Annotated in this window: 26 protein-coding genes, 1 tRNA gene and 3 pseudogenes; 19 read left to right on the top strand and 11 right to left on the bottom strand. The window is 71.0% G+C overall.

Annotated features, from left to right (window positions below):
* Positions 1–81: 81 nt before the first annotated feature.
* From LJ657_RS39785 to LJ657_RS39750, 8 genes are read left to right on the top strand one after another with little or no spacing between them, the layout of a single operon-like run.
* Complete coding sequence (locus tag LJ657_RS39785; protein WP_232654559.1) at positions 82–738, top strand: helix-turn-helix domain-containing protein; 657 nt, start codon at positions 82–84, stop codon at positions 736–738.
* A gap of 52 nt (positions 739–790) precedes the next feature.
* The gene (locus tag LJ657_RS39780) at positions 791–2125 is read left to right on the top strand and encodes a M24 family metallopeptidase (protein WP_232654558.1); all 1335 of its coding nucleotides are present in this window, start codon (positions 791–793) and stop codon (positions 2123–2125) included.
* Positions 2125–3105 (top strand): thiamine pyrophosphate-dependent dehydrogenase E1 component subunit alpha, encoded by a 981-nt coding sequence (locus LJ657_RS39775; RefSeq protein WP_232654557.1) that lies wholly within the window; start codon positions 2125–2127, stop codon positions 3103–3105. Before LJ657_RS39780 ends, LJ657_RS39775 begins: the two co-directional genes overlap by 1 nt.
* Positions 3093–4091, top strand: coding sequence for an alpha-ketoacid dehydrogenase subunit beta (locus LJ657_RS39770; RefSeq protein ID WP_232654556.1), 999 nt, complete (start codon positions 3093–3095; stop codon positions 4089–4091). Before LJ657_RS39775 ends, LJ657_RS39770 begins: the two co-directional genes overlap by 13 nt.
* Positions 4092–4113: 22 nt before the next feature.
* On the top strand, positions 4114–5496 hold the full coding sequence (locus tag LJ657_RS39765) for an amidohydrolase family protein (RefSeq protein WP_232654555.1): 1383 nt from the start codon (positions 4114–4116) through the stop codon (positions 5494–5496).
* Positions 5493–6368, top strand: a complete 876-nt coding sequence (locus LJ657_RS39760) for a cupin domain-containing protein (protein WP_232654554.1) — start codon at positions 5493–5495, stop codon at positions 6366–6368. Before LJ657_RS39765 ends, LJ657_RS39760 begins: the two co-directional genes overlap by 4 nt.
* Positions 6365–7054, top strand: a complete 690-nt coding sequence (locus LJ657_RS39755; RefSeq protein WP_232654553.1) for an SDR family NAD(P)-dependent oxidoreductase — start codon at positions 6365–6367, stop codon at positions 7052–7054. The genes LJ657_RS39760 and LJ657_RS39755 overlap by 4 nt, the downstream gene beginning before the upstream one ends.
* A complete protein-coding gene (locus LJ657_RS39750) occupies positions 7051–7947 on the top strand; it encodes an NAD(P)-dependent oxidoreductase (RefSeq protein WP_232654552.1) in 897 nt (298 codons plus the stop codon). The genes LJ657_RS39755 and LJ657_RS39750 overlap by 4 nt, the downstream gene beginning before the upstream one ends.
* Before the next feature lies 1 nt (position 7948).
* Here the strand turns inward: LJ657_RS39750 and LJ657_RS39745 are convergent, their stop codons facing one another.
* The 5 genes from LJ657_RS39745 to LJ657_RS39725 all read right to left on the bottom strand — a co-directional run bounded on the left by LJ657_RS39745 (position 7949) and on the right by LJ657_RS39725 (position 11245).
* A complete protein-coding gene (locus tag LJ657_RS39745; protein WP_232654551.1) occupies positions 7949–8761 on the bottom strand; it encodes an SAM-dependent methyltransferase in 813 nt (270 codons plus the stop codon).
* A 58-nt stretch (positions 8762–8819) separates the two neighbouring features.
* The gene (locus LJ657_RS39740) at positions 8820–9467 is read right to left on the bottom strand and encodes an HhH-GDP family DNA glycosylase (RefSeq protein ID WP_232654550.1); all 648 of its coding nucleotides are present in this window, start codon (positions 9465–9467) and stop codon (positions 8820–8822) included.
* Positions 9464–9796, bottom strand: a complete 333-nt coding sequence (locus LJ657_RS39735) for a DUF3140 domain-containing protein (RefSeq protein WP_232654549.1) — start codon at positions 9794–9796, stop codon at positions 9464–9466. Before LJ657_RS39735 ends, LJ657_RS39740 begins: the two co-directional genes overlap by 4 nt.
* A gap of 56 nt (positions 9797–9852) precedes the next feature.
* The gene (locus tag LJ657_RS39730; RefSeq protein WP_232654548.1) at positions 9853–10335 is read right to left on the bottom strand and encodes a Dps family protein; all 483 of its coding nucleotides are present in this window, start codon (positions 10333–10335) and stop codon (positions 9853–9855) included.
* 100 nt (positions 10336–10435) lie between these two features.
* Complete coding sequence (locus tag LJ657_RS39725) at positions 10436–11245, bottom strand: alpha/beta hydrolase (RefSeq protein WP_232654547.1); 810 nt, start codon at positions 11243–11245, stop codon at positions 10436–10438.
* 123 nt (positions 11246–11368) lie between these two features.
* On the opposite strand from LJ657_RS39725, the gene LJ657_RS39720 reads away from it, so the two are divergent.
* Together LJ657_RS39720 and LJ657_RS39715 are read left to right on the top strand one after the other, a co-directional pair.
* Positions 11369–12556 (top strand): thiolase family protein, encoded by a 1188-nt coding sequence (locus LJ657_RS39720; RefSeq protein ID WP_232654546.1) that lies wholly within the window; start codon positions 11369–11371, stop codon positions 12554–12556.
* 323 nt (positions 12557–12879) lie between these two features.
* Positions 12880–13653: a sulfite exporter TauE/SafE family protein gene (locus LJ657_RS39715; protein WP_232654545.1), complete on the top strand. Its 774-nt coding sequence runs from the start codon at positions 12880–12882 to the stop codon at positions 13651–13653.
* Between the two features lie 4 nt (positions 13654–13657).
* On the opposite strand, the gene LJ657_RS39710 is transcribed toward LJ657_RS39715, so the two are convergent.
* Positions 13658–14482 (bottom strand): HAD-IIA family hydrolase, encoded by an 825-nt coding sequence (locus LJ657_RS39710; RefSeq protein ID WP_232654544.1) that lies wholly within the window; start codon positions 14480–14482, stop codon positions 13658–13660.
* A gap of 152 nt (positions 14483–14634) precedes the next feature.
* On the opposite strand from LJ657_RS39710, the gene rpmG reads away from it, so the two are divergent.
* The 5 genes from rpmG (at position 14635) to LJ657_RS49185 (ending at position 16502) form a co-directional block, all read left to right on the top strand.
* The gene (gene rpmG, locus LJ657_RS39705; RefSeq protein ID WP_232654543.1) at positions 14635–14799 is read left to right on the top strand and encodes a 50S ribosomal protein L33; all 165 of its coding nucleotides are present in this window, start codon (positions 14635–14637) and stop codon (positions 14797–14799) included.
* A 72-nt stretch (positions 14800–14871) separates the two neighbouring features.
* The gene (locus LJ657_RS39700; RefSeq protein ID WP_232654542.1) at positions 14872–15132 is read left to right on the top strand and encodes a type B 50S ribosomal protein L31; all 261 of its coding nucleotides are present in this window, start codon (positions 14872–14874) and stop codon (positions 15130–15132) included.
* Positions 15133–15167: 35 nt separating this feature from the next.
* On the top strand, positions 15168–15290 hold the full coding sequence (gene ykgO / locus LJ657_RS39695) for a type B 50S ribosomal protein L36 (protein WP_232654541.1): 123 nt from the start codon (positions 15168–15170) through the stop codon (positions 15288–15290).
* A gap of 100 nt (positions 15291–15390) precedes the next feature.
* A complete protein-coding gene (locus LJ657_RS39690; RefSeq protein WP_232654540.1) occupies positions 15391–16137 on the top strand; it encodes a cobalt-precorrin-6A reductase in 747 nt (248 codons plus the stop codon).
* Positions 16134–16502, top strand: a complete 369-nt coding sequence (locus LJ657_RS49185; protein ID WP_372488035.1) for a hypothetical protein — start codon at positions 16134–16136, stop codon at positions 16500–16502. Before LJ657_RS39690 ends, LJ657_RS49185 begins: the two co-directional genes overlap by 4 nt.
* Before the next feature lie 63 nt (positions 16503–16565).
* Here LJ657_RS49185 and cobF read toward each other — a convergent pair whose 3' ends face one another.
* On the bottom strand, positions 16566–17339 hold the full coding sequence (gene cobF / locus LJ657_RS39680; RefSeq protein ID WP_232654539.1) for a precorrin-6A synthase (deacetylating): 774 nt from the start codon (positions 17337–17339) through the stop codon (positions 16566–16568).
* A gap of 105 nt (positions 17340–17444) precedes the next feature.
* The gene (locus tag LJ657_RS39675; protein WP_232654538.1) at positions 17445–17987 is read right to left on the bottom strand and encodes a DUF309 domain-containing protein; all 543 of its coding nucleotides are present in this window, start codon (positions 17985–17987) and stop codon (positions 17445–17447) included.
* 99 nt (positions 17988–18086) lie between these two features.
* Between LJ657_RS39675 and LJ657_RS39670 the strand changes: the two genes are divergently transcribed.
* A tRNA-Pro gene (locus tag LJ657_RS39670) sits at positions 18087–18160 on the top strand.
* 98 nt (positions 18161–18258) lie between these two features.
* Here LJ657_RS39670 and LJ657_RS39665 read toward each other — a convergent pair.
* Positions 18259–18578: pseudogene (locus tag LJ657_RS39665) on the bottom strand (site-specific integrase); the annotation flags it as partial.
* A gap of 384 nt (positions 18579–18962) precedes the next feature.
* On the opposite strand from LJ657_RS39665, the gene LJ657_RS39660 reads away from it, so the two are divergent.
* Positions 18963–19652 carry a hypothetical protein gene (locus LJ657_RS39660; protein WP_232654537.1) on the top strand — a complete coding sequence of 230 codons (690 nt, stop codon included), beginning with the start codon at positions 18963–18965 and terminating at the stop codon, positions 19650–19652.
* 122 nt (positions 19653–19774) lie between these two features.
* Here LJ657_RS39660 and LJ657_RS39655 read toward each other — a convergent pair.
* Positions 19775–20607: pseudogene (locus tag LJ657_RS39655) on the bottom strand (type IV secretory system conjugative DNA transfer family protein); the annotation flags it as partial.
* A gap of 561 nt (positions 20608–21168) precedes the next feature.
* A pseudogene (locus tag LJ657_RS39650) lies at positions 21169–21570 on the bottom strand (recombinase family protein); the annotation flags it as partial.
* 284 nt (positions 21571–21854) lie between these two features.
* On the opposite strand from LJ657_RS39650, the gene LJ657_RS39645 reads away from it, so the two are divergent.
* Both LJ657_RS39645 and LJ657_RS39640 read left to right on the top strand, forming a co-directional pair.
* Positions 21855–22292: a MarR family winged helix-turn-helix transcriptional regulator gene (locus LJ657_RS39645; protein WP_232654536.1), complete on the top strand. Its 438-nt coding sequence runs from the start codon at positions 21855–21857 to the stop codon at positions 22290–22292.
* Between the two features lie 89 nt (positions 22293–22381).
* Positions 22382–23830: an MDR family MFS transporter gene (locus LJ657_RS39640; RefSeq protein ID WP_232654535.1), complete on the top strand. Its 1449-nt coding sequence runs from the start codon at positions 22382–22384 to the stop codon at positions 23828–23830.
* The last annotated feature ends 87 nt before the right edge of the window (positions 23831–23917 follow it).

Below are 23917 nucleotides of genomic sequence, written 5' to 3'. Positions count from 1 at the left end.
CCCTCGTCCGAGGCGCTGGCGTCGCGGCCGACCCCAGCTGTTCAATGGTGCTGAACATGTCCGCCCGAGAGGGGAGCCGCCGTGTCTTCTGCCGCCGTGCCTGCCGTCGGCGCACGCATCCGGCGGGCACGCCTCGCCAAAGGCGTGAGCCTGCGCGCCCTCGCCCGCGAGATCGGCGTCTCCGCGAGCCTGGTCTCCCAGATCGAGACCGGCAAGAGCCAGCCCTCGGTGAGCACGCTGTACGCCATCACCACCGCACTGTCGATCTCCGTGGAGTCGCTCTTCGACGCCTACGAGGAGGAGGCCGCCGCATCGCCGGTCGTGGCCGCGACCGCCGCCCCCGCCACGGTGCTGCACGCCCTCGCCGCCTTCGCCGCCGATCCCGGCCGACGCATCGGACCGCTGGTCACACCGGGTGAGCGGGAGCTGCTGGAGCTGGACTCGGGGGTCGTGTGGGAGCGGCTCGGGCGTGTGCCGGGCACGCCCGTCGACTTCCTGCTGGTGACCTACCGGCCCGGCGGCTCCTCCTCCAGCTCCGGCGGCCTGATGCGGCACACGGGCACCGAGTACGGCTGTCTGACCTCCGGCGAGCTCGTCCTCACCCTCGGCTTCGACGAGCACACCCTCCGCCCCGGCGACGCCGTCTGCTTCGAGTCGACGACCCCGCACCGCTACCGGAATGATGGAACTGAGCCGGCCGTCGGGGTCTGGTTCGTGTTCAGCCAGAGTGTTCAGTAGGACTTGACACCTGCCCGGCACGGTCGTTCACTCCGGAGTGGGGGTGGTCGCCATGGCGATCCGCACATATGGACCCAACGCCGTCGACTGGGAAGAGCGCGTCGACCTGGACCGGCTGCGCAGACAGCGCCTGGCCCGGCTCAACGAGACCTTGGACCGCTCCTCGCTGGGCGCGGTGCTCAGCTTCGACTTCGCCAACATCCGCTACATGACCGCCACACACATCGGCACCTGGGCGATGGACAAGCTGATCCGCTTCGCCCTGCTGGTGCGCGGCGGCGAACCGGTCGTCTGGGACTTCGGCTCCGCGGCCCGCCACCACCAGCTCCACAACCCGTGGCTGGACTACAGCGACGGCAAGGGCGGCCCGCCCACCGGCGCCCGCGCCGGCATCTCCACCCTGCGCGGCGCCTTCCACCCGCAGGCGGGCATCGCCGAGGACGTCGCCCGCAAGATAGCCGGCGAGCTGCGCGAACACGGCCTCGCGGGCGAACCCCTCGGCATCGACGTCGCCGAGATGCCCGTCCTCGCCGCCCTGCGCGCCGAGGGCATCGACGTCGTCGACGGCCAGCAGGTCTTCCTGGAGGCCCGCCGCACCAAGACCCGCGACGAGATCTCCCTGCTCGCCCAGGCCTGCGCGATGGTCGACGCGGCCTACGAGGAGCTCTACGGCTACCTGCGCCCGGGTGTCCGCGAGAACGAGTGCGTGGGCCTGGTCAGCAAGGTCCTCTACGACCTCGGCAGCGAGTACGTCGAAGGCGTCAACGCCATCTCCGGCGAACGCTGTTCACCCCACCCGCACGTCTACAGCGACCGCCTGATCCGCCCCGGCGACCCCGCCTTCTTCGACATCCTGCACAGCCACCTCGGCTACCGCACCTGCTACTACCGCACCTTCGCCGTCGGCAGCGCCTCCGGGGCCCAGCGCGACGCCTACGTCCGCTGCCGCGAGTACATGGACGAGGCCATCGCCCTCGTCCGGCCCGGCGCCACCACCGCCGACATCGTCCAAGTGTGGCCACGCGCCGAGGAGTTCGGCTTCGCCGACGAGACCGCCGCCTTCGCCCTCCAGTACGGCCACGGGGTCGGCCTGTCCATCTGGGAGAAGCCCATCTTCAGCCGCCTGGTCTCCCTCGCCCACCCCGAAGTCCTCGAAGAGGGCATGGTGTTCGCCCTGGAGACCTACTGGCCGGCCGCCGACGGCTGGTCCGCGGCCCGGATCGAGGAGGAGCTGGTCGTCACCGCCGACGGCTGCGAGGTCATCACCAAGTTCCCCGCCGAGGAGCTACTGGTCGCGGGCCGCAAGTACTGGACGGTCGGCGGCGAGCTCAACACCCGCCGCGAGGCCCAGTCCCACCTCAACACCCCTGCCAACGGGGGAACTTGATGGAAGACCGCGACGAACTCCTCGCCCTGTACGAGCAGATGGCCGTCATCCGCCGTACGGAGAAGGCCGCCCACGACCTGTTCCTGTCCGGCCTGGTCAAAGGCACCACCCACCTCGCCGCCGGGCACGAGGCGATCGCCGTCGGGGCGAGCGCCGCCCTGCGCCCCGACGACTACGTCTTCGCCACCTACCGCGGCCACCATCATGCGATGGCCCGCGGCGCCACCCCCGAGGAGTGCCTCGCCGAACTCATGCAGAGGGCCACGGGGTTGTGCGGGGGCAAGGGCGGCTCCATGCACCTCACCAAGGCGGACGCGTTCATGCTCGGCTCGTACGCCATCGTCGGCGCCCACCTGCCGATGGCGGTCGGCGCGGCCTGGTCGGCCCGGCTGCGCGGGACGCAACGGCTGGCCGTCGCCTTCTTCGGCGACGGCGCCACCAACATCGGCGCCTTCCACGAGGCGCTCAACCTGGCCGCCGTATGGAAGCTGCCGGTGCTGTTCGTCTGCGAGAACAACCTGTACATGGAGTACACGCCGATCGCCGACGTCACGGCAGTCGCCCGCCCGGCGGCCGACCGGGCGCCCGCGTACGGCATCCCCGGCGAGGTCGTCGACGGCAACGACGTCGTCGCCGTGAAGGAGGCGGTGTCCCGCCTCGCGCGGCGGGCCCGGGCAGGAGACGGGCCCGCCCTGCTGGAGGCCGAGACCTACCGCCACTTCGGGCACAGCCGCGCCGATCCGGCCACCTACCGCCCGGCCGAGGAGGTCGAACGCTGGCTCAAGCACGACCCCTTGGACCTCGCCCGCGGACGCCTGGTCGAGCTGGGGGTGGACGAGGCGACGGTCACCGCGGCCGACGAGCGCGCCCGTGACCTCGTACAGCAGGCGGTCGAGGCGGCCAAGAACGCGCCGCCGCCCGATCCGGGCGACGCCCTGACCGACGTATGGGCGGACGGAGGTGCGGCATGGCGGACGTGAGCACGGACCGTGACGTCATCACCTACCGCGAGGCGGTCGCCGAGGGCATCGCGCGGGAGATGCGCCGCGACCCGGCCGTCGTCTGCCTCGGTGAGGACATCGGCGAGGCCGGCGGGGTGTTCAAGACGACCGTCGGGCTGCTCAAGGAGTTCGGCCCCCAGCGGGTGTGGGACACGCCGATCTCCGAACAGGCCATCGTGGGCGCCGCGATGGGCGCCGCCATGACCGGCATGCGGCCGGTCGCCGAGATCATGTTCTCCGACTTTCTGGCCTGCTGCTGGGACTACCTTGCCAACGAGATACCGAAGGTGCGGTACATGACGGGCGGTCAGGTCACCGTGCCGCTCGTGGTGCGCACCGCCAACGGCGGCGGCCTGGGCTTCGGCGCCCAGCACTCACAGGCCACCGAGAACTGGGCACTGACGGTCCCAGGGCTGAAGATCGCGGTCCCCGCCACACCTGCCGACGTCATCGGCATGATGGCGGCGGCGATCCGCAGCGACGACCCGGTGGTCTTCTTCGAGCACAAGGGGCTGCTGGCGAGCAAGGGCGCCCCCGCGCCGCCGGGTCACGTGGTCGAGCTGGGCCGCGCCGCGGTCGTGCGTGAGGGTGTCGACGTGACGCTGGTCGGGCTCGCCTCCATGGTCCCGGTGGCGCTGCGGGCCGCCTCGCAACTGTCGGAAGAGGGCATCGACGTGGAGGTCGTCGACCTGCGCTGCCTCGTCCCGCTCGACGTCGCCACCGTCCTCGCCTCCCTCGCGAGGACCTCGCGGCTGGTGACCGTCGAGGAGAACCCCTACCAGGGCGGCTGGGGCGCCACCCTCGTCTCGGTCGTCGCCGACGAGGGCTTCGGGCTGCTGGACGCGCCGGTGCGCAGGGTGGCGGGGGAGTGCGTGCCGCTGCCGTTCGCCGACGCGCTGGAGGAGCAAGTCATTCCCACCGTGGACAAGGTCGTGGCGGCCGTGCGGAGTCTCGCCGCGTACTGAACACCCCTGAGGAGGAAGCGCGATGACCGATCGGATACTGCTTCGCGCGGGGCATGTGCTCTCGATGGACCCTGCCGTCGGGGATCTGCCGAAGGGTGACGTCCTCATCGAGGACGGCAGGATCGCGGCGGTACAGCCGGAGATCAGCGCCGACGCCGAGGTCCTCGACATGAGCGGCCGCATCGTGATCCCGGGCTTCGTCGACACCCACCGCCACACCTGGGAGGCCTCGATCCGCGGAGTCGCCCCCGACGCCACCCTCGACGACTACTTCGTCGACATCCTCGACACCTTCGCCCCGCTGTACACCCCCGAGGACGTGTACGCGGCCAACCTCGCAGGCGCCCTGGAGTGCCTCAACGCCGGCATCACCACCCTCGTCGACTGGTCCCACATCAACAACACGCCCGAGCACCCGGACGCCGCGATCCAGGCGCTCGCGGAGACCGGCATCCGCGCCCAGTACGCGTACGGCAGCGCCAACACCTCCCTCGCCGACTACTGGTTCGAGAGCAAGATCGCGATTCCGGGCGACGACGTACGCCGTATCCGCGCCAAGTACTTCTCCTCCGACGACGGCCTGCTGACCATGGCGCTCGCCACCCGGGGCCCCGGCTTCTGCGTCAGCGACGTCGTCACCTCCGAATGGGCCCTCGCCCGGGAACTGGACATCCCGATCACCGTGCACGTGGCGATGGGCCGGCTCGCCGGCCGCTTCGGCATGGTCAAGCAGCTCAACGACCTCGGCCTCCTCGGTCCGGACACCACCTACATCCACTGCTGCTATCTGCACGAGGACGAGTGGCAGATGGTCGCCGACAGCGGCGGTACGGTCTCGGTCGCACCCCAGGTGGAGACCCAGATGGGGCACGGCTGGCCGCCCGTGATGGCGGCGATCGAGCACGGCCTGAGGCCGTCCCTGAGCATCGACGTCGTCACCACCGTGCCCGGCGACATGTTCACCCAGATCCGCGCGGCCTTCGGCGCCGAGCGCGGCCGGCTCAACGCGGACTGCTGGCAGGCCAACATGCCTGTTCCGCGGACCATGTTGACGGCACGTCAGATGCTGGAGATCGCGACGAGCAACGGCGCGCATGTCGCGGGACTGGAGCACCGCACGGGTTCCCTGACCCCCGGCAAGCGTGCCGACGTGGTCGCCCTCGACGCCACCGCCCTGAACATCGCGCCGGTACACGACGCGGCCTCCGCGGTCACGCTGTGCGCGGACGTCTCCAACGTCGAGACGGTCCTCGTCGACGGAGTGATCCGCAAGCGCGACGGCAGGCTGACGGCCGATGTCGCACGGGCCCGGCAACTCGTCGAGGAGTCCCGCGACCGGCTCCTCGCGGCCAAGGAAGCGAAGGCGCGGGAAGCCAAGGTCAAGGAGGTGAAGCCGACCGCATGACCCGGCATCTGGTGCGGCGGGCCGCCGACACGGCCGAGCCGCCGTACGACGCACACGGCCACCGGCGCCGCACGCTGGTCGGCGAGGACGACGGCAGCGTGCACACCGGCTTCGGCCTCTGCGAACTGCGGCCGGGCGGCGGCGTGTCGGCGCATGTGCACTCCTACGAGGAGAGCTTCCACATCCTCGACGGGGCCGTGATCCTTGACGTGCCCGACGGCTCGTACCTCCTGGAGGAGGGCGACTACGGCATCCTTCCGACCGGCGTCCCACACGCCTGGCGCGGCACCGGGGACACCCCCGCACGCTGGGCGGACATGCTGGCGCCGGTGCCCCGGGCGCGATACGGACACGACACCCAGGCCGTGCGCGACCTGCCCGAGCACAACCCCGCCCGCATCGACGTCCGCGACCCGCGCACCCGCTGCTTCGGCCACTTCGAGCCCGCCCAGATGGACCCCGGCAAGCAGTCCCAGGAGCTCCTCGCCGTCTCGGCGAGCATGCGCACCGCGCTGCTCGTCTACAGCGGCATCACGGTCAAGATGATGGTCGACAGCGACCTCGGCGCGGTCGCCTCGACGATGTTCATGGTCCAGTACGCGCCGGACGGCGTCGCCGGCACGCACGACCACCCCTTCGAGGAGACGTACTACTTCCTCGAAGGCGAGGCGGACGCGACGTTCGACGGCGAGCGGTACCGGCTCGGACCCGGCGACTGCGCCTGGGCGGGCGCCGGTTGCGTGCACGGCTTCGCCAACGCCGGTACGGGGCCGCTGCGTTGGCTGGAGACCCAGGCACCGCAGCCGCCGCCGCGCCACTCGTACCGGTTCACGCGGGACTGGGAGTACCTGAGGGAGGCCCTGGAGTCATGAGCAGCGTGGTTGTCGTCGGTGGGACGTCGGGCACCGGCCGCGAGTTCGCCCGGGTCCGGGCCGAGCGCGGCGACGAGGTCGTCCTCACCGGCCGGGACCCGGACCGCGCCGACACCGTCGCCAAGGAGGTCGGCGCCCGCGGACTCGCCCTCGACCTGTCCCGGCCGCGCGAGATCGCAGCCGCGCTGGCGGACGTCGGCCGCGTCGACCACCTGGTCCTCGCGGGCGTCTCCCGCGACGAGAACCGGGTGACCGACTACGACATCGCCGCCGCCCTGCGCCTGGTGACGCTCAAGCTGGTCGGCTACACCGAGGTCGTGCACGTGCTGCGGCCGCGCATGACCGACGACAGCGCGATCGTCGTCTTCGGCGGCCAGGCCAAGGAGCGCCCCTACCCCGGCGCGACCACGGTGGCCACGGTGAACGCGGGCGTACGGGGCCTGGTCAACACCCTCGCGGTCGAACTCGCGCCGGTCCGCGTCAACGCCGTCCACCCCGGAGTCGTGGGCGACAGCCCCTACTGGCGGTCCAAACCGGAGGAGGTGCTGGCCGCCCTGATCGCCAGAACCCCGACCGGACGCCTCGCCACCACGACGGACGTCGTGGACGCCGTGGACTTCCTGCTGCGCAACAGGTCCGTCAACGCGATGGAGCTGAACGTGGACGGCGGATGGCTGCTGGGATGAGCCACACCGGGACGAGCGACGGGCGACTGCGCGTCGCGGTGATCGGCACCGGCCGGATGGGCGCGGCCATGGCGGTACGGCTGCGCGAGGCCGGCTTCGCGGTGACGGCGTACAACCGCACCCGAGCCAAGGCCGAGGCGACCGGGGCCGCCGTCGCCGCCACGCCCCGCGAGGCAGCCGCGGCGGCGGACGTCGTCCTCGTCTCCCTCGCCGACGACAAGGCCGCCCGGCAGGCGTACGGCGGGGAGGACGGCGTCGCCGCCGGTCTGCGGGCCGGCGCGGTGGTCGTGGAGACCAGCACCATCGCCCCCGAGACGGTGACCGCCCTGGCGCCCCGGGTCGAGAAGGCGGGCGCGGCACTGCTGGACGCCCCGGTCTCCGGCAGCGTCGTCTTCGTCGAGCAGGGCAGGCTCACCGTGATGGCGGGAGGGGAGGCATCGGCCCTGGAACGGGCTCGCCCCGTGCTGGACGTCCTGGCCGCCCATGTCGTCCATGTCGGCTCCGCCGGCACCGGCGCGGCGATGAAGCTGGCCGTCAACTCCTTGCTCCTCGGCCTCAACCAGGCCCTCTCCGAGGCCCTCGTCCTCGCCGAACGCGCCGGGGTGTCCCGGGAGTCGGCGTACGAGGTGTTCGCGGCCGGTGCCGCGGGGGCGCCGTTCGTGCAGTACAAGAAGGAGGCGTATCTGCACCCGGAGAGCGCCACGGTCGCCTTCACTCTCGAACTCGTCGCCAAGGACCTCGACCTGGCCCTCGCTCTCGCCGAGCGGGTGGGGGCACCCATGCAACAGGCGGCCGCCAACAGACGGTTGGTGGGCGAAGCCGTGGAACAGGGACTGGGGCAGCGGGACCTGAGCGCGCTGGCGGACTTCCTCCGCGGTGACCGACGGCCCTGAGTCAGCCCTTGGCGCCGACACCCCCGTACAGCGAGACGGGTCCCTCACCGTCCGGTGTCTCGTCCACACCCAGCTCGGGATGCCAGTCCACCACGGACACGATCCCCGGCTCGATCAGGTCGAGTCCCTTGAAGAAGCCGCCCATCTCGGACTTTGTGCGAGCCACCAGGGTCACTCCGCCCGCCGCGTAGGCCTCGATGCCCCGCCGTACGTTCTCCGGCTCGAAGTCGGCCGTCATCGCCGACAGGACCAGACAACTGCCGGGTGCGAGGGCGTCCACGAGGGTGCCCACCAGGTCGTAGGCGCCGTCCTCGTCCGCGATGAAGTGCAGCAGGGCGATCAGGGACAGGGCGATCGGGCGGTCGAAGTCGAGGATGCGGCCCGCCTGTTCGAGGATCGCGGCCGGGTCCCGGGCGTCGGCCTGCAGATACTCGGTGACGCCCGCCGGGGTGCCGCGCAGCAGGGCGCCCGCGTGGGCGAGGACGATCGGGTCGTTGTCGACGTAGACGACGCGCGCGTCCGGTGCGACGCGCTGGGCGATCTGGTGCAGGTTGGGCTCCGTGGGGATGCCCGTGCCGATGTCGAGGAACTGGCGGATTCCCGACTGCTCGACGAGCCTGCGCGTGGCGCGTTGCATGAAGCGGCGGTTGGCGCGGGCGGCCCGCGGCGCATCCCCCTGCATCGACGCGATCTGCCGGCCCAGCTGCTCGTCGACGGGGTAGTTGTCCTTGCCGCCGAGATACCAGTCGTAGACGCGGGCCGGGTGCGGCCTGGTCGTGTCGATCCGCTGTGCGGCCGGCTCGGTCCCCGTCACGTGACGCTCCTCTGCTCGACGGGCCCGGAAGGGCCTGCGTGCGAGCAGTCTTACACGATCATGCAGCACGGCGGAGACTGTCTTCGGCCACCTCCTTGGCGAGCGCTGCCCGCACCAACGCCGCGGCGAGCAGGGCTGGTTCGGTGTTCCCGGCGAGCTTCACCAGCTGGTCCGGGTCCTTCGGCAGGCCCAGCCGCTCCGCTCCGTCGAGCGCCTTGCGGTCCACATAGGGTGCCGCTTCCGGCCAGACCCGCTGGGCCTCGCGCAGGAAGATGTCGGCGCCGGCCGGACCCAGCCCCGGGACCTCCTGGAGCAGACGGCGCAGTTCGCCGACATCGCCGTCCGCCTCCTTCCGCAGCCGACGCAGATCCCCGCCCCACCGCTCGATCAACAGCTGGGCTCCGTCACCGAGTTGAGTGGCGGTGCGCTCGTCGTAGCGCCGGTAGCCGCCGCGGCCCAGCGCGTCCACCCGCCGCTGCCGGCCGGCCTCGGCCGTCCGGCGCGGGTCGCGCAGCCCCGCCCGGTACAGTTCGCGGGCGGTGTCGATGGCGATCGATCCGCGGATTCTGGCGCTGAGCAGCAGCGCGAGCACCAGCAGCCGGTACAGCGGCTGCGGGGTGTCCTTGAGAGTGATGCCCGCCTCCTCGGCGAACGTCTGCCCATGTGCCCGCACGAGTTCGCGCACGACGTCCTTCTGGCCGCTCATGGCTTCAGCGGGTCATGGCCGATCGTCATCAGCCGGTGCCGGCGGTCGGTCTCCTCGGCCTCGGGCTCGCTCTCCAGGTCCGCCTGCTCCGAGACCGTGTCCACGACCTCGTACATCACACGGATGTCGTCGTCGGTGAGGTCCGTGCGCCGCTTCTGCAGGATGGCGAGGACGTGCTGCCCGGTGAGCGGGCCCGCCTGATCCGGCAGGGGCTCCGTCTCCTCCTCGGCGTCACTCACCCGCAGCCACGCGGCCAGCTCCTGGGAGGTCATGTTCACCACGCGGTGGAAGTCCTCCCACAGCGCGTCGAGTTCGAGGGCGTCGGCCATCGAGTGCCCCTTCCCTACCTGTTCTTCCGTACGTGCATGGTCCGGCCGTCGGCGCGTCAGTCGTTGCGGGGCCAGTTCTCCGCGTCGAACATCCACCGCTGCTTCTCGAGCTCGGCGGTGAGGGAGATCAGCAGGTCCTGGGTGACGGGATCCGGCTCCGCGGTCGCGGCGATACGCTCGCGCAGCCGTCCGATCGCAGCCTCCAGCACGTCGACGATCAGCTGGACGACGTCCGTGTCCCGCACCCAGCCGTCCTTCGGGCCCGGCAGCGTGCAGGCCGCGGCGATCGTCTCGGGCCGGCCGTCGGGCGGCAGGCCGAGCGCGGAGGAGCGCTCCGCCACCGTGTCGGCGTACGTACGGGCCGTGGCCACCACCTCGTCGAGCTGGAGGTGGATCGAGCGGAACCGCGGGCCCACGATGTTCCAGTGCATCTGCTTCGCGATCAGTGAGAGCCCGAGAAGATCCACGAGGGTGCTCTGCAGCGCGTCACCGGCGACCTTGCGGGCCGGTTCCGGAAGCGTGCTCTTCACCGCAGTCATGGGGCGCGTCTCCTTCCAACGGTTTGCGATCACTCCACGCGGGCCCGGGTGCCCAGGGCCAAGTGGTGCAAACGCGGCACGAGGGCCCCCGGCCGGCCGCTCAGCCCGTGAGCACGCCGTCCAGGAAGCGGATCAGATCCGCGAAGACCTCGGCGCTGTTCGTCTCGTTGAACACCTCGTGCCGGGCGCCGGGATAGATCCGCTCGGTGAGGTTGCCTCCGCTGAGCTGTTCGACGCCGACGCGGCTCCCGGCGAGCGGGACCAGCCGGTCGTCGTCGCCGTGCAGCCACAGCAGCGGGAGCCGGCCGACGTCACCGCCCTTGGCGACCGTCTCCAGCGTCCGGGCGAACGCCTCCACGGTCGGCCGCTTCATCGGGCCGTGCCAGACCAGCGGATCAGCCATGTACGCCGCCCCGACCGCCGGGTCCCGGGAGAGCGCGGCCGGGCTGATGGGCGTGTCGGGGATCTCGTCGAGCGAGAGCAGCATCCCCGGCAGCTCCCATGCGCCGATCACGGGCCCCGACAGCACGAGCGCGGCGAGTTCGTCGCCGTACCGCTGGGCGTAGCGGGCCGAGATCAGCCCGCCCATGGAGTGCCCGATCAGCGCGACCGGCACGCCCGGGTGGACGGACCGTGCCAGCTCCGCCACGAGATGGACGTCACCGACCACCTCCTCGAAGTCCTCGACCAGCACCCGCTCTCCCGCCGACCTGCCGTGCCCCATGTGATCCGGCGCGAAGACCGCCGCCCCGTGCTCGACCAGCACCCCGGCCGGTTCCTCGTACCGCCCGGCGTGCTCCCCGTAGCCGTGCACGACCAGCGCCAGATACCGGGGCCGCTCCCGAGGCCGCTCGCGTACGGTGATCGGGCCGTGGCTCCCGGTGAGGACGTGCTCGCGGGTGTCGCCCATGTCTCCTCCAACTGCATCGGTGAAGGTGCTGCCTTTGGGGGATCTTCCCAGTGGGTGCGGCAGCGGTCTACACTCCAAAACTAGCAGCGCTAATTAAGTGTTCCGTCGGTCAGGAGTCCTGTCGTGCGTCCCGTCCACTTCGCGGCCGCCCGCCGCACCCCCATCGGAAAGCTGCGCGGGGCCCTGTCCTCCGTGCGCCCCGACGACCTCGCGGCACACGTGATCCGCTCCCTCGTCGCGGACGTCCCCGCCCTCGACCCGGCGCGCATCGACGACGTCTACTGGGGCGCCGCCAACCAGGCGGGCGAGGACAACCGCAACATCGCCCGCATGGCCGCCCTGCTCGCCGGCCTCCCGGAATCCGTCCCCGGCGCCACGGTCAACCGTCTGTGCGCCTCCGGCCTGGAGGCGGTGACGACGGCCGCCCGCACCATCGCCGCCGGAGAGGCCGACATCATGCTCGCGGGCGGCTCCGAGTCGATGAGCCGCGCTCCCTTCGTCCTGCCCCGCCCCGACCAGGCCCTCCCGCACCGCATCGAGACCGTCGACACCCGCCTCGGCTGGCGCCTGGTCAACCCGGCGATGAAGGACCTCCACGGCCTCCTCTCCATGGGCGAGACCGCGGAGGAGGTCGCCGACCGCTACGGCATCACCCGCGAACGCCAGGACGAGTTCGCCCTGCGCAGCCACCAACGGGCCGCGGACGCCCGCAAGAACGGACACTTCGACGACGAACTCCTGCCGGTGGAACGCCCCGACGGCGTGCTCGTCGACGCCGACGAATGCATCCGCCAGGACACGTCCTACGAGAAACTCTCCCGCCTCAAGCCGGTCTTCCGCGCCGGAGGCACGGTCACCGCGGGCAACGCCTCCCCGATGAACGACGGCGCCTCCGGCCTCCTCCTGGTCAGCGAGGAAGCCCTCAACGACCTGGGCCTGGAATCCCTGGGCCGCTACGTCGCCGGCGCCTCGGCGGGCGTCCACCCCGACGTGATGGGCATCGGCCCGGTCCCCGCCACCCGCAAGGCCCTCACCCGCGCCGACTGGACGATCGCCGACATCCAGGAGGCCGAGTTCAACGAGGCTTTCGCGGCCCAGGCCCTCGCCTGCGTCGACCAACTCGGCATCGACCCCGACCTGGTCAACCCGAGCGGCGGCGCGATCGCCCTGGGGCATCCGCTGGGGTGCTCGGGAGCCCGGATCCTCACGACGCTGCTGCATCGGATGCGGCGGACGGGGGCGGAGCGAGGGCTGGCGACGATGTGCGTGGGGGTGGGACAGGGGAGTGCGGTGCTGGTGGAACGGCATTGAGCCGCCTGCCATATGTGCTGACTTTTGTCTGCGGCATCGTTGTGGCTGGTCGCGCCCCGCGGCGGAGCCGCTGATGTCACAGCCCCGCGCCCCTGAAGGGACCTGGCGGAACCGCAGGGGATTTCGCGAGGCCCGCTGGGCGGCACCTCCGGACGCCGGCCCGTGCACTTCAGCCCGTCCGGCGTTCGAGGACGAGGCCCCTTGAGGGCCGAAGCGGGGGTCTGGGGGCGGCAGCCCCCCAGCGGCGGCCGCACCAACCCCGGGGCCAACCAGCGAGACGGTACTTACACGCCCCGTTGGCTGCACATAGCATCGGTTCCCGCATGAACACGATGACGCTCTGGCACATAACCGGCTGGGAGTTCGCCGCCCTCGCCTTCGCCGCCCTCCTCGTCGGCTTCTCCAAGACCGCCGTGAGCGGGGCCAACACGGTGAGCCTCGCCATCTTCGCGGCGGTACTGCCCGCCCGCGCCTCCACCGGCGTACTCCTGCCCATCCTGATCGTGGGCGACGTCCTCGCCGTCCTCACGTACCGGCGGCACGCCCACTGGCCCACGCTGTGGCGGCTGTTCCCCGCGGTCGCGGCAGGAGTGGTCGTCGGGACCGTGTTCCTGATGTGGGCCGACGACGGGATCGTACGGACGTCGATCGGCGCGATCCTGCTGCTGATGGCGGCCGTGGCGGTGTGGCGGCGGCGCACGGCGGAGGCCGACGAGGAACCGGACTCGGTGGCCACGAGGTCCGGCAGGGCCAAGGCGCGCTCGTACGGCGTGCTCGGTGGTTTCACCACGATGGTCGCCAACGCGGGCGGCCCGGTGATGTCGATGTACCTGCTGTCGGCGGGTTTCCGGAAGCTCGGCTTCCTGGGCACCTCGGCGTTCTTCTTCCTGATCGTGAACGTGTCGAAGGTGCCCTTCAGCGCCGGCCTCGGCCTGATCGACGGCCGCTCGCTGTTCCTTGACGCCGCACTCGCGGCGTTCGTCGTGCCCGGTGCGTTGTTCGGCAAATGGGCTGTGAACCGAATCAACCAGCGCCTCTTCGAACAACTCGTGATCGCCGCGACGATCGTGGGCGGCTTGCAGCTGCTGTTGCGCTAGCCGATCACTGCTCCGCAGAGCCCCGCAGCAGCCCCGGCAGATCCGCGAACGACTCGATGACGTGATCAGGCGCATGGCTCGCCTCCCGATGAGTCTCGGGCAGATACTTCCCGGTCTTCACCAGCACTCCGGTGATCCCGGCGCGCTGTGCCGCCAGCACATCGGACTCGATGTCGTCCCCGACCATCAGCGCCTCACCCGCCGCGACCCCGAGCCGGGCCAGCGCCGCCTCGAAGAACGCCGCCGACGGCTTTCCGGTCACCTCGGCCTCCGTCCGGGCCGCCAGCTCCAGCCCGACGAGAAACGCCCCGGAGTCGAGCTGCAGCCCGGCGTCGGTACGCCAGTACAGATTCCGGTGTACGGCGATCAGCCGGGCCCCGCGCTGCAGATACCCGAAGGCCCCGTTGAGCGCCGCGTAGTCGAACTCGGGCCCCGCGCCCCCGACGATCACGACATCCGGCACGCTCTCCGCATCATCGGGGTCGAGCAGCGCGACCCCGTCGAGGTCCTCCCGGATGTCCCCGCTGTTCAGCAGCACACACCGTGCCCCCGGACAGTGTTCGGCGAGATACGCGGCGGTGGCGACGGGCGCGGTGAGGATGTCCTCCGCGTCGACCGCGAACCCCGCCTCCCGCAGGGTCCCGGCGATCGACGCCCGGGTCCGCGACGTCGTGTTGGTGACCAGCGCGACCCCGAACCCCGCCTCCCGGATCTCCCGCAACGCCTCCACCGCCCCCGGCAACGGCTTCCACGACACGGTGAGCACCCCGTCGATGTCGATCAGGACAGCACGCACGGACTCATGCACGGACTCAGGTACTGACGCCATGCCTGGACGATAACCGCGCACGCGACGCCATCCCATGGTGCGCCATCCCGTGATGCGCCACCCGGGAATGCGACGGCCGAAGGCGTTGTTTGACGAGCTGTGATTGACATGCTCGGATCAAGGATCCGTGGCGTGGGCGAAGGGAGAACCTCATGGCACGCAGCACCGCGCGCCCCGTCGTCAAACTGACGTCGACGGCCGGAACCGGCGTCACCTACGTGACCCGCAAGAACCGCCTCAACGACCCCGACCGACTCGTCCTGCGCAAGTACGACCCGGTGGCCGGCGCGCACGTCGAGTTCCGCGAGGAGCGCTGAAGCAGCACGCGACGACCAGGCCGAGGCCCCGAGGAACCAACCTCCGGGCCGCGGCCCCGGAAAGGAAACCCCATGAAGCCCCGCATTCATCCCGACTCCCGGTTCGTGGTCTTCCGCGACCGCACCGCGGACGTCACGTTCCTGACCCGCTCCACCGCCGACTCGTCGAAGACGGTCGAGTGGGAGGACGGCAACACCTACCCCGTGATCGATGTCGAGATCTCCTCGGCGTCCCACCCCTTCTACACGGGCAGGTCGCGGGTCCTGGACACGGCAGGCCGGGTGGAGCGCTTCGAGCGCCGCTACGGCCGCTCCACGGCGACCCGTCACTGACGCGGTCCCGCGCCCTGCCCGAGGAGAGCAGAACCATGAAGGTACGCAAGTCCCTGCGCTCACTGAAGTCCAAGCCCGGCGCCCAGGTGGTCCGCCGACGGGGCGTGGTGTACGTGATCAACAAGAAAGCCCCCCGCTTCAAGGCCCGCCAGGGCTGACGACGGCACGTACACAGGACGGCCGCCCGGTGCCGGCGCCGGGCGGCCGTCCCGCATCCCCCAAACTCACGTCCGTCGACGACCTCGTACGCTCGCACCCATGTCCCCCCACGTCCTGATCCTCGGCGGCACCACCGAGGGCCGCGAACTGGCCGCCGCGCTCGCGGCGCTCCCCGGCGTACGCGTCACGACCTCGCTCGCGGGGCGGGTGACACGGCCGGGCGCGCTGTCGGGCGACGTACGCGTCGGAGGCTTCGGCGGCGCGGCAGGGCTGGCCGCATGGCTGCGCGAGCAGCGCGTGGACGCCCTCGTCGACGCGACTCACCCCTTCGCCGAGGCGATCACGGCGAACGCGGCGCAGGCCGCGTCGGCGACCGGCGTCCCGGCGGTCGTCATGCGCCGGCCCGGCTGGCAGCCCGGCCCCGAGGACCGTTGGCACCTGGTCCCGTCCCTCGCCGCGGCGGCGGACCTGCTGCCGCGCTTCGGCCCCCGTGTCTTCCTGACCACGGGACGCATTGGCCTGGCCGCCTTCGCCCACCTGACGGACCGCCACTTCGTCGTACGGTCCGTGGAACCTCCCGAACCACCGATGCCGGCGCACACCGAAGTGCTGCTGGCGCGCGGGCCGTTCACGGTGGACGACGAGACGGCGCTGCTGCGCGAGTACCTGGTCGACGTGCTGGTGACGAAGGACAGCGGGGGAGCGGCGACAGCCGCCAAGCTCACGGCCGCCCGAGGGCTCCGGCTGCCGGTCGTGGTCGTACGAAGGCCATCGTTGCCGGAGGGCGTGACCGCCGTCCCCGACGTGCCGCAGGCCCTCGCCCGGCTGGGGTTCGGCCCGTCGTGACCGACGCTCGCAGCCGGTCGATCGCGCGCGGTACCTCGCCGCGGTTCTCGGCGCTCTCGATCCAGGCGGGCAGCCTCGCGACGAGCGTCATCCTCTGCCCGATGTCGTACCAGGGCGCCCGCTCCCGCAGCTCGGTGGCGACGAACCGCCTGATCAGGTCGAGGTGTTCGAGGTTGTACGCCCACAGCTCACCGTGCCTGGTCTCCACCCGCAGCCACAGGGCCGTGGTCGGCCGGCAGCATCTCTGGCCGGACCGCCGCATCGCGCGGGCCGATGCCGATGCGGCCGCAGGAGCGGCAGACCAGACGCCGTTCCGGGTAGGTCCGGCCCCGGGCGCCCGCCGTCCGGGCCGGGCGCTGCTCTGAGTGGCTACCGCCGCATGTGGCACCGGTCCGGCCCGGTGGCGCAGTTGCCACGGCTCCCGCCGGTCACTCCCCGGGGTTGCGGCGCAGCAGGTACGTATCCATGATCCACCCCTTGCGCTCCCGGGCCTCGGCCCGCAGCCGCTCGATCCGCGGCGCGGCCTCACCGATCGGCCCGGAGGCGAGGATCTCGTCCGGGGTACCGATGTACGCGCCCCAGTAGATGTCGATGTCCTCGTCGGCGTATTGGCGGAAGGTCTGGTGGGCGTCCAGCATCACGACCACGTCGTCCACGCCCTCCGGGAAGCCCTCGGCGAGCCGCCGCCCGGTGGTGATCTGGACCGGCCGGGCCACCCGGTTCAGCCCCGTACGATGCCGGGCGACGAGCGCGGAGACACTGCTGATGCCGGGCACCACGTCGTACTCGAACTCGACGGCACCCCGATCCCGCACCTCCTCCAGAATCCCGATCGTGCTGTCGTACAACGCCGGGTCTCCCCACACCAGGAACGCGCCGCTCTCGTCCTCGCCCAGTTCCTCGGCGATCAGCCGCTCGTAGATGTCGGCGCGGGCCGTGCGCCAGTCACCGACGGCGGGGGAGTAGGCCGCACCACCCGCCTTACGGTCCCGCTCCGGGTCCCGCGCCTCGACCACCCGGTACGACGCCCCGGCCGGTATGTGTGCGTCGAGCATGTCCCGGCGCAGGCGGGTGAGGTCGTCCTTCACCTCGCCCTTCTCGAGAATGAAGAACACGTCCGTACTCCGCAGCGCCCTGACCGCCTGCAGGGTGAGCTGGTCGGGGTCGCCCGCGCCGATACCGATGACATGAATCTTTCGCACACCCCGAGTCTGCCGCACACCACTGACAGTCCGTACACCGCGTCCCTACCGAGCGGGTACGGGCGGCCGCATGCCCGACGGCGGCCCGCCCGTGCAACACCAGGTCTACGGCGTCCGCCCGCGCAGCCGCGGCGCCCGGGCCCCGGCATCGACGGCCCCGCCCCCGCCCTCCACGTCGTCCGCCAGCTCACGCCCCCAGCCGATCAAGCCCACCAGATCCATCCCGTACGGCCGCTGCCGCCCCGATTCCGTCGCCCACTGCTCCATGGCCCCGGCGCCCCGCCGCAGCAGCCGGGCGCCGCCGGTGACGTTCCCCCGGGCGGCATGGGTGAGCCCCACGGCGACCTGGGCCAGACCCCGCCACAGCTCCCGCTCCTCCTCCGGCCCCGACTTCCACGCATCCTCGAACACCTCATGCGCATGGAAGGGCTTACCGGCGTCCAGCAGCTCCTGCGCCTCGGCGACACTCTGCTCCGGGGCACGCACCACGCCCTCGGGCTGCCGGGCCACCCCGTCCGCGTCGTACGGCAGCGGCCGTCCGAGCCCGTCCCGCGGCCGCGCGTTGCGTGCCCGACCTTCACCGTCCCGGTCCCGCGCCCCGGCCACCTGGCCCGACGACGCGCTGCCCCTGCGTTCCGTACTGCCCATACGCCCGATTGTCGCGCGCCCCCGCCCGCTTCGGTGCCACCCCGCACGTGGGGTAAAGTGCTGTCCGCGCGATCACGCGGTTCACCGCGGGAAGCGCACCGGGACGTGGCGCAGCTTGGTAGCGCACTTGACTGGGGGTCAAGGGGTCGCAGGTTCAAATCCTGTCGTCCCGACTGGAGACGGTCGCGGGTCAGGGCCGGTTTCGGAGCATCCGAAACCGGCCCTTGATCATTCTTGGGGACCAGTTGGGGACCGGCGTCCTTGACCCAGGTCAGCGGGTCACGGCGATCGGGCTCGGCAGTGAGCGAGGTGCGCGCAGCACGCTGAGGTGTGCGGAGAGCGCCGCCCCGGCGGTCGTGATCTTGCCTACGTCGGGGTGCAGGTTAGCGCTGTGGTGGTGGTCAGGGAGCCGTGGTCGGCGATCCTGCGCAGGACGTGTACCTGCACGCCCGTGTCGGCGGACCACGTCAGTCCGGTGTGCCGGAGGTCGTGGCGGCGCGGGTGCCCGTAGCCGAGCTTGGTGACCACGTCGTCCCAGTGTGCGGCATCGCGCAGGACGGCGGTTGAGATGCGTCCGCCGCCGACTGCCGTACTGCGCTACCAGTACTTCACGTCAGCGCGTCCGGATGCCCACGCTGGCTCAGTTGCGCAAGGCTGGGGTGACGGCGACCGACGGTCGGATCGCGCTCAAGAGCTTCAGCGAGACATGGGATCTGGTCGGCGGGGCGCAGGAGTACCGGGTCGCGGTACGCCGGTACACCGGTACGCGTTCACCTTCCTTGTGCCCTTCGAAGGCGGGGACATCACGGTGAGTCAGGAGGTACGGGCCGACAACCGTGGTGCGTTCGGCGGGAACGTGACCTTGCCGTCCGGTGTGGAGTGACCTGGGATGGGCCACGGGCGCCTCGCCTGTCTCTCAGGACTCGTAGGATCGTTCGACGGCTGTTGTCAGTTTTCGGAAAGGACCGTGCGTTCATGGGCCTGACTCGTCGGCTTCTCACGCTGCTCTTCGCACCCCTGCTCGCCCTGATGGCGGCGCCCGCGCTGGGGGCCGGTTCGGCGTTTGCCGTGCCGCAGACGAAGACGGTCTCGATCGCCCAGGCCCGCAGCCTGCCGGTGGGGACCGTGGTCACCGTGAAGGGCGCGGTGACGACTCCCTCCGGAGCCTTCGAATCCAGCTTCGGCGACAAGGGGTTCGGCCTCCAGGACAAGAGCGCCGGCATCTACGTCAGCCTGCAGAGCGACGTGCATGCGTACCCGTGTCAGCGCGCACGCATCACCGGCACGCTCCGGGACAGTTCCGGACTGCTGACCCTGGTGCCGGCCGATCCTTCCGACGTCGAACTCCGGCCCGGGGGCCGGGCGGTGAAACCGGAGCGGGTCGGCACCGCCGCGGTCGCAGAGGCCACCGAGGGGCGGCTCGTCAAGGTCGTCGGCAGGATCACCCAAGGGCCGACGAGCGACCTGCCCTACGGGTACAAGCTGTCTGTCGACGACGGTTCGGGCCCCGTGCTGGTCTTCGTCAACGTGCAAACGGGCATCGACGTCTCCGGCCTGAAGCCGGGGCAGACCGTGCGGGTGGTCGGGTTCAGCAGCCAGTTCGGCACCCACTACGAAATCGATCCGCGGTCGCCGCACGACATCGCGGTCGTCGGGGCCGAGTAGCTGGGCGATCGGCGGGGTGTCGGTGCGTGAACTCTGGGTCCAGGTCTGGCTGGTGCCGCCATCACCGAAGTACGAAAGCCGAAAAGGTCATACGGCTGCCACCAGGTGCAGCGGGGCGTCGCTCACGCGGCCTTCCCGAAGTCGGACTGCGTCGGTGCGTGCTTCGCGACGGCTCGGGCGGTGATCGCCTGCGACGCGCGGGTGGACGCCGCGGACACTTCCTCGGCTCCTGTCGCATGCTGACCGAGGTCGACTTCCCGGACTCCGAGTGCGAGGTGGACGTGGTCTCCACGTCGTGGTCGCCGATCAAGCGGCTGAGCTTGTCCGCGAAGTCGGGGTCGTCGATGCCGGAGCCGATGACCTTGACGGTCGAGGCGGACCACATGGCGTCCATGCCCGCGTCTCCCCAGACCTTCTGGCCCTGGCGGTAGGACCGCAGGATGGTGATCGGGATGATCCCGCGGCTGCCGAGGTGGGAGTACAGATCCGGGAGGTCCGAAATTTGGCACACGTTGGCTGCCTCGTCGAGGATCGCGAGCATGGGCGGGTCGAGGCGTCCGCCTGCGCGTTCGGCCTGCGCGGTCGCTGCCCGCATCACGGAGTCCGCGCACGCGGCGATCAGGGCCGAGGCTCCGCCTCCGCCGTCCTTGATGGGCAGGAACAGCGTGTCGGTGGAGGTGACGAACTGCTCCGGCCGGAATTCCGGGACGTCTTTCTGCGGGGTCACCCACGCGGCGATTTCCGCATTGAGGAGCGCGGAGGCGTACTGCTGGGCGGTCTCGTAGATGCCGTCTCGGGTCTCGGGCGGCCCTTCGACGGTGCCCTTGAGCTGAGCGGCGACGGCGGCAAAGCCATGGTCGCGCAGGATGTCCAGCGGGGTGCGGTCGGCGGGGAAGGCGAGCCACTGCATGATGTCGGTGATGGGGCGCTTGTCGAGGGCTGCGGCCAGGAGCACGGCTCGGGGAACATCGGTACAGCGGTTATCGGTGAGAACGATCTTGGTCAGGGCATGAGGGCGCTGACGCGGTTCTCGTACTCGCCGCGGGCCTTGCGCTGGGCCGGGACTGCGGGGACGCCCTGGCCGCCGTCGAGCGGCTGGCAGCGGGCGAGGAGCTGGCGGTGTACGGCGGGGACGGCGCTGACGCGCAGGGTGTAGCCCTGGCCGCGCCGTACGGTTGCCCCTGGTCGAGCACGGACGCTCGGCGGGCTCCAGCTCGATGGTGCGGAGGTAGTCGGCGATCTTGCCGGGCATGTCGAGGGTGACCGGCAACTCCGGGGCGGGTGCTGCCTCCTCGGCGGCGGAGTGGTCGGGTAGGAGGTCGGCGACGGCCGTACGGATGGCGCCGCGGCTGACCCGGTGGTCGCGGGCGAGGGCGGCGATCGAGCGGCCTTCCAGGTACGCCGTGCGCACGTCATCGGCCTTCGCGGCCGCCACGGCGGGGCGGCGCCCGCCCTTGCTGCCCTTGGCCTCGGCCGTGCGCAGCCCGTCGTACGTCAGCTCGAGCTGGAGGTCGCGCTGGAGTTCGCCGGCGGCGGCGAGGGTCTGCATCATGAACTTCACCGTGAACAGCAGCTCGCCGGTACGCGGGTGGCGGGCGGTCAGGTCCATCGCGGAGAACGCGCCGTCGTGGATGCGCGGGGCGAGGCGGTCGCGGTGCAGGACGTCGAGCACGTCGAGGATGTGCTGGTTGCCGCGCACGAGGCGGAACATCTCGGAGATGTGCACGGTGTCGCCCGGCCGCGCGTAGGTGAGCAGTTCGCGGAACCTCGGGCGCTGGAGCGGGTGGAGGCGGCTGGAGGTGCCCGGGTCCTCCTCGAAGACGACCGGGTCCTCGATCCCGGCTTCGTCCAGGACGAGGTCCTGCCGGGCTGTGGACTGCTGGTCGGTCGAGACCCGCTCATAGACCAGGTTCGCCACCGAGGGGCCCCTTCCGTACGGAGGATCGGACCCTACCTGTCGTCAAACCCTGTCAGCGATCACCATCGGATCTGATTGGATTCGGGCCGCCTCGAACCCCCGGATTGCGCGGGGTCATCGGACACCCCGTCTGCCTGTCGTCAAACGATCGTTTGACGACAGGCGGCCCTCGGGATGGACCCACCTCAGTCATGTCGGGCCGAGCCGGCAAATCTCTAGTGCCAAGGGCGGGGGCAGTGGCGTCCTGATTTTTATAAGGCAGGTTGATAAGGTAAGTTGATTGTATGAGTGAGGAGCTGGATGCCCGTGAGATCGCCACCGCTCTGCTGGCCGGCGTCGGCGCACTGCTGAGGCGTGTGCGGCAGGTGCGTGTCGAGGGCGAGCTCGCGATGCCCGAGCGTGTCGCCTTGTCCCATCTGGACCGTATCGGCCCGACAACGTCCGCGGAGCTGGCCCGGCAGGAGCAGATCACCGCGCAGGCGATGGGGGCCACGCTCGGCGGTCTCCGAGCGCGCGGACTGGTCGAGCGCGGCGCCGATCCGCGGGACGGCAGGCGCGTACTGCTAGCGCTGACCGACGCAGGTCGACAGGCGCTGGCGGACAAGCGCAGTTCCCGCACCGAGCAGGTCGCGCAGGCCCTTGCGGACGGCTTCACGCCGCGGGAGCTGGAACAGCTCGCGGTGGCCGCGCCACTGCTCGATCGGCTGGCACAAAGGATCTGATCCCCGACCGAATGGGAAGCGGGGCGGTCGCCGCGCTCTTCCAGGACTGGCATCCAGTCCCAGCGCGAGAAGGAGAGGCAGGGGCCGCCGTGACCAAGGCAACCGCAGGGGATCGCATCGATCCGAAAGTCATGAAAGTCGCCGTCGCGCTCATTGTGGGCTCGTTGGCCGTGGTGTTCGACACCACGATCGTCAGCGTCGCGCTGCAGACCCTCTCGCAGGAGCTGCACGTGCCGATCTCCACGATCCAGTGGGTGAGCACCGGCTACCTACTGGCGCTCGGCGTGTCCATCCCGCTGGCGGGCTGGGCACAGTCCCGCTTCGGCGGTAGGCGGGTGTGGATGTTCGCGCTGGCCGTGTTCCTGGTCGGCTCGGTCCTGTGCAGTCTGGCCTGGAACGCCGGGAGCCTCATCGTCTTCCGGATCGTCGAGGGGCTCGGCGGGGGACTCATGCTCCCTCTGTTCTCAACACTGATCATGCAGGCGGCGGCGGGTAAGGCGCTGGGGCGCACGATGTCGATCGTCACCCTGCCGTTCGTGGTAGGGCCGATCGCGGGCCCGGTGATCGGCGGCGTCCTGTTGAACTGGCTCGACTGGCGGTGGCTGTTCTGGGTGAACGTCCCCTTCTGTGCAGTCGGATTCGTCCTCGCCTGGCGGATGCTGGACCCGGACACCACCGACGCGCGGCCGCGCTTCGACACCCTCGGCTGGCTGCTGCTCTCACCCAGCCTGGTCGCGTTCCTGTTCGGAATGGCCAACTCCGCGAGGGGCGGCGGCTTCGGCCGAACGGACTCGTTCGCCCCGCTGCTGGCCGGCGCCCTCCTGCTGCTGCTCTTCGCCCTGTATTCGATCCGTCGTTCCGGCGACGCCCTGGTCGACGTCCGGCTGCTTGCGCACCGCCCGCTCGCCCCAGCGTCCGCGTCGATGTTCCTGTCGGGGGCCGCGCTCTACGGCAGCATGGCGCTGCTGCCGCTGTACTGGCAGCAGGTGCGCGGAGCCGACGCGCTCCAAGCAGGCCTGCTGGTCGCACCACTGGGCCTCGGCGCGCTCCTGAGCCGCCCGCTGGCCGGCGGACTCAGCGACAAGTTCGGGGCCAGGTGGGTCGCCTGCGCCGGATTCGCCATCGTGGGACTGTCCACCGTGCCCTTGGCCCTGGCCACGACCACGACGAACAGGTGGCTCCTGATGGCGGTGCTGGTGGTCCGCGGCTTCGGCCTCGCCGCCGTATCCATCCCCCTGCAAGCCGCCGCGTTCGTCGGCCTGCGGCGCGAGCAGATACCGCACGCCGGCATCATCACCCGCATCACCCAGCAGATCGGCGGGTCCTTCGGTGTCGCCGTGCTCGCCGTCATCCTGGACATCGCCCTGCGCCACCACACGGGGTCGGCGGCCCAGGCAGCCCACGCCTTCGACCAGGCGTTCTGGTGGGCAGCCGGCTTCACAGCTCTCTCACTCGTCCTGAGCCTGCTGCTGCCAGGCCGCACCCCGACGGAAGCGCCCAGGAAGCCAGAAACCACCAAACTACCTCAGACCGTCTGACGTGCCAGTGAGGGACAGGCGACGTGTGTGGCGTCCGCACCCACGCCACACACGTCGACCCCACCAGCACCGGCACGGACACCGAGA

The sequence above is a fragment of the Streptomyces guryensis genome (assembly GCF_021261325.1).
GTDB classification, from domain to species: domain Bacteria; phylum Actinomycetota; class Actinomycetes; order Streptomycetales; family Streptomycetaceae; genus Streptomyces; species Streptomyces guryensis.
Note: the sequence above shows the minus strand (reverse complement) of the source record. Positions and strands in the feature narration are given on the sequence as shown.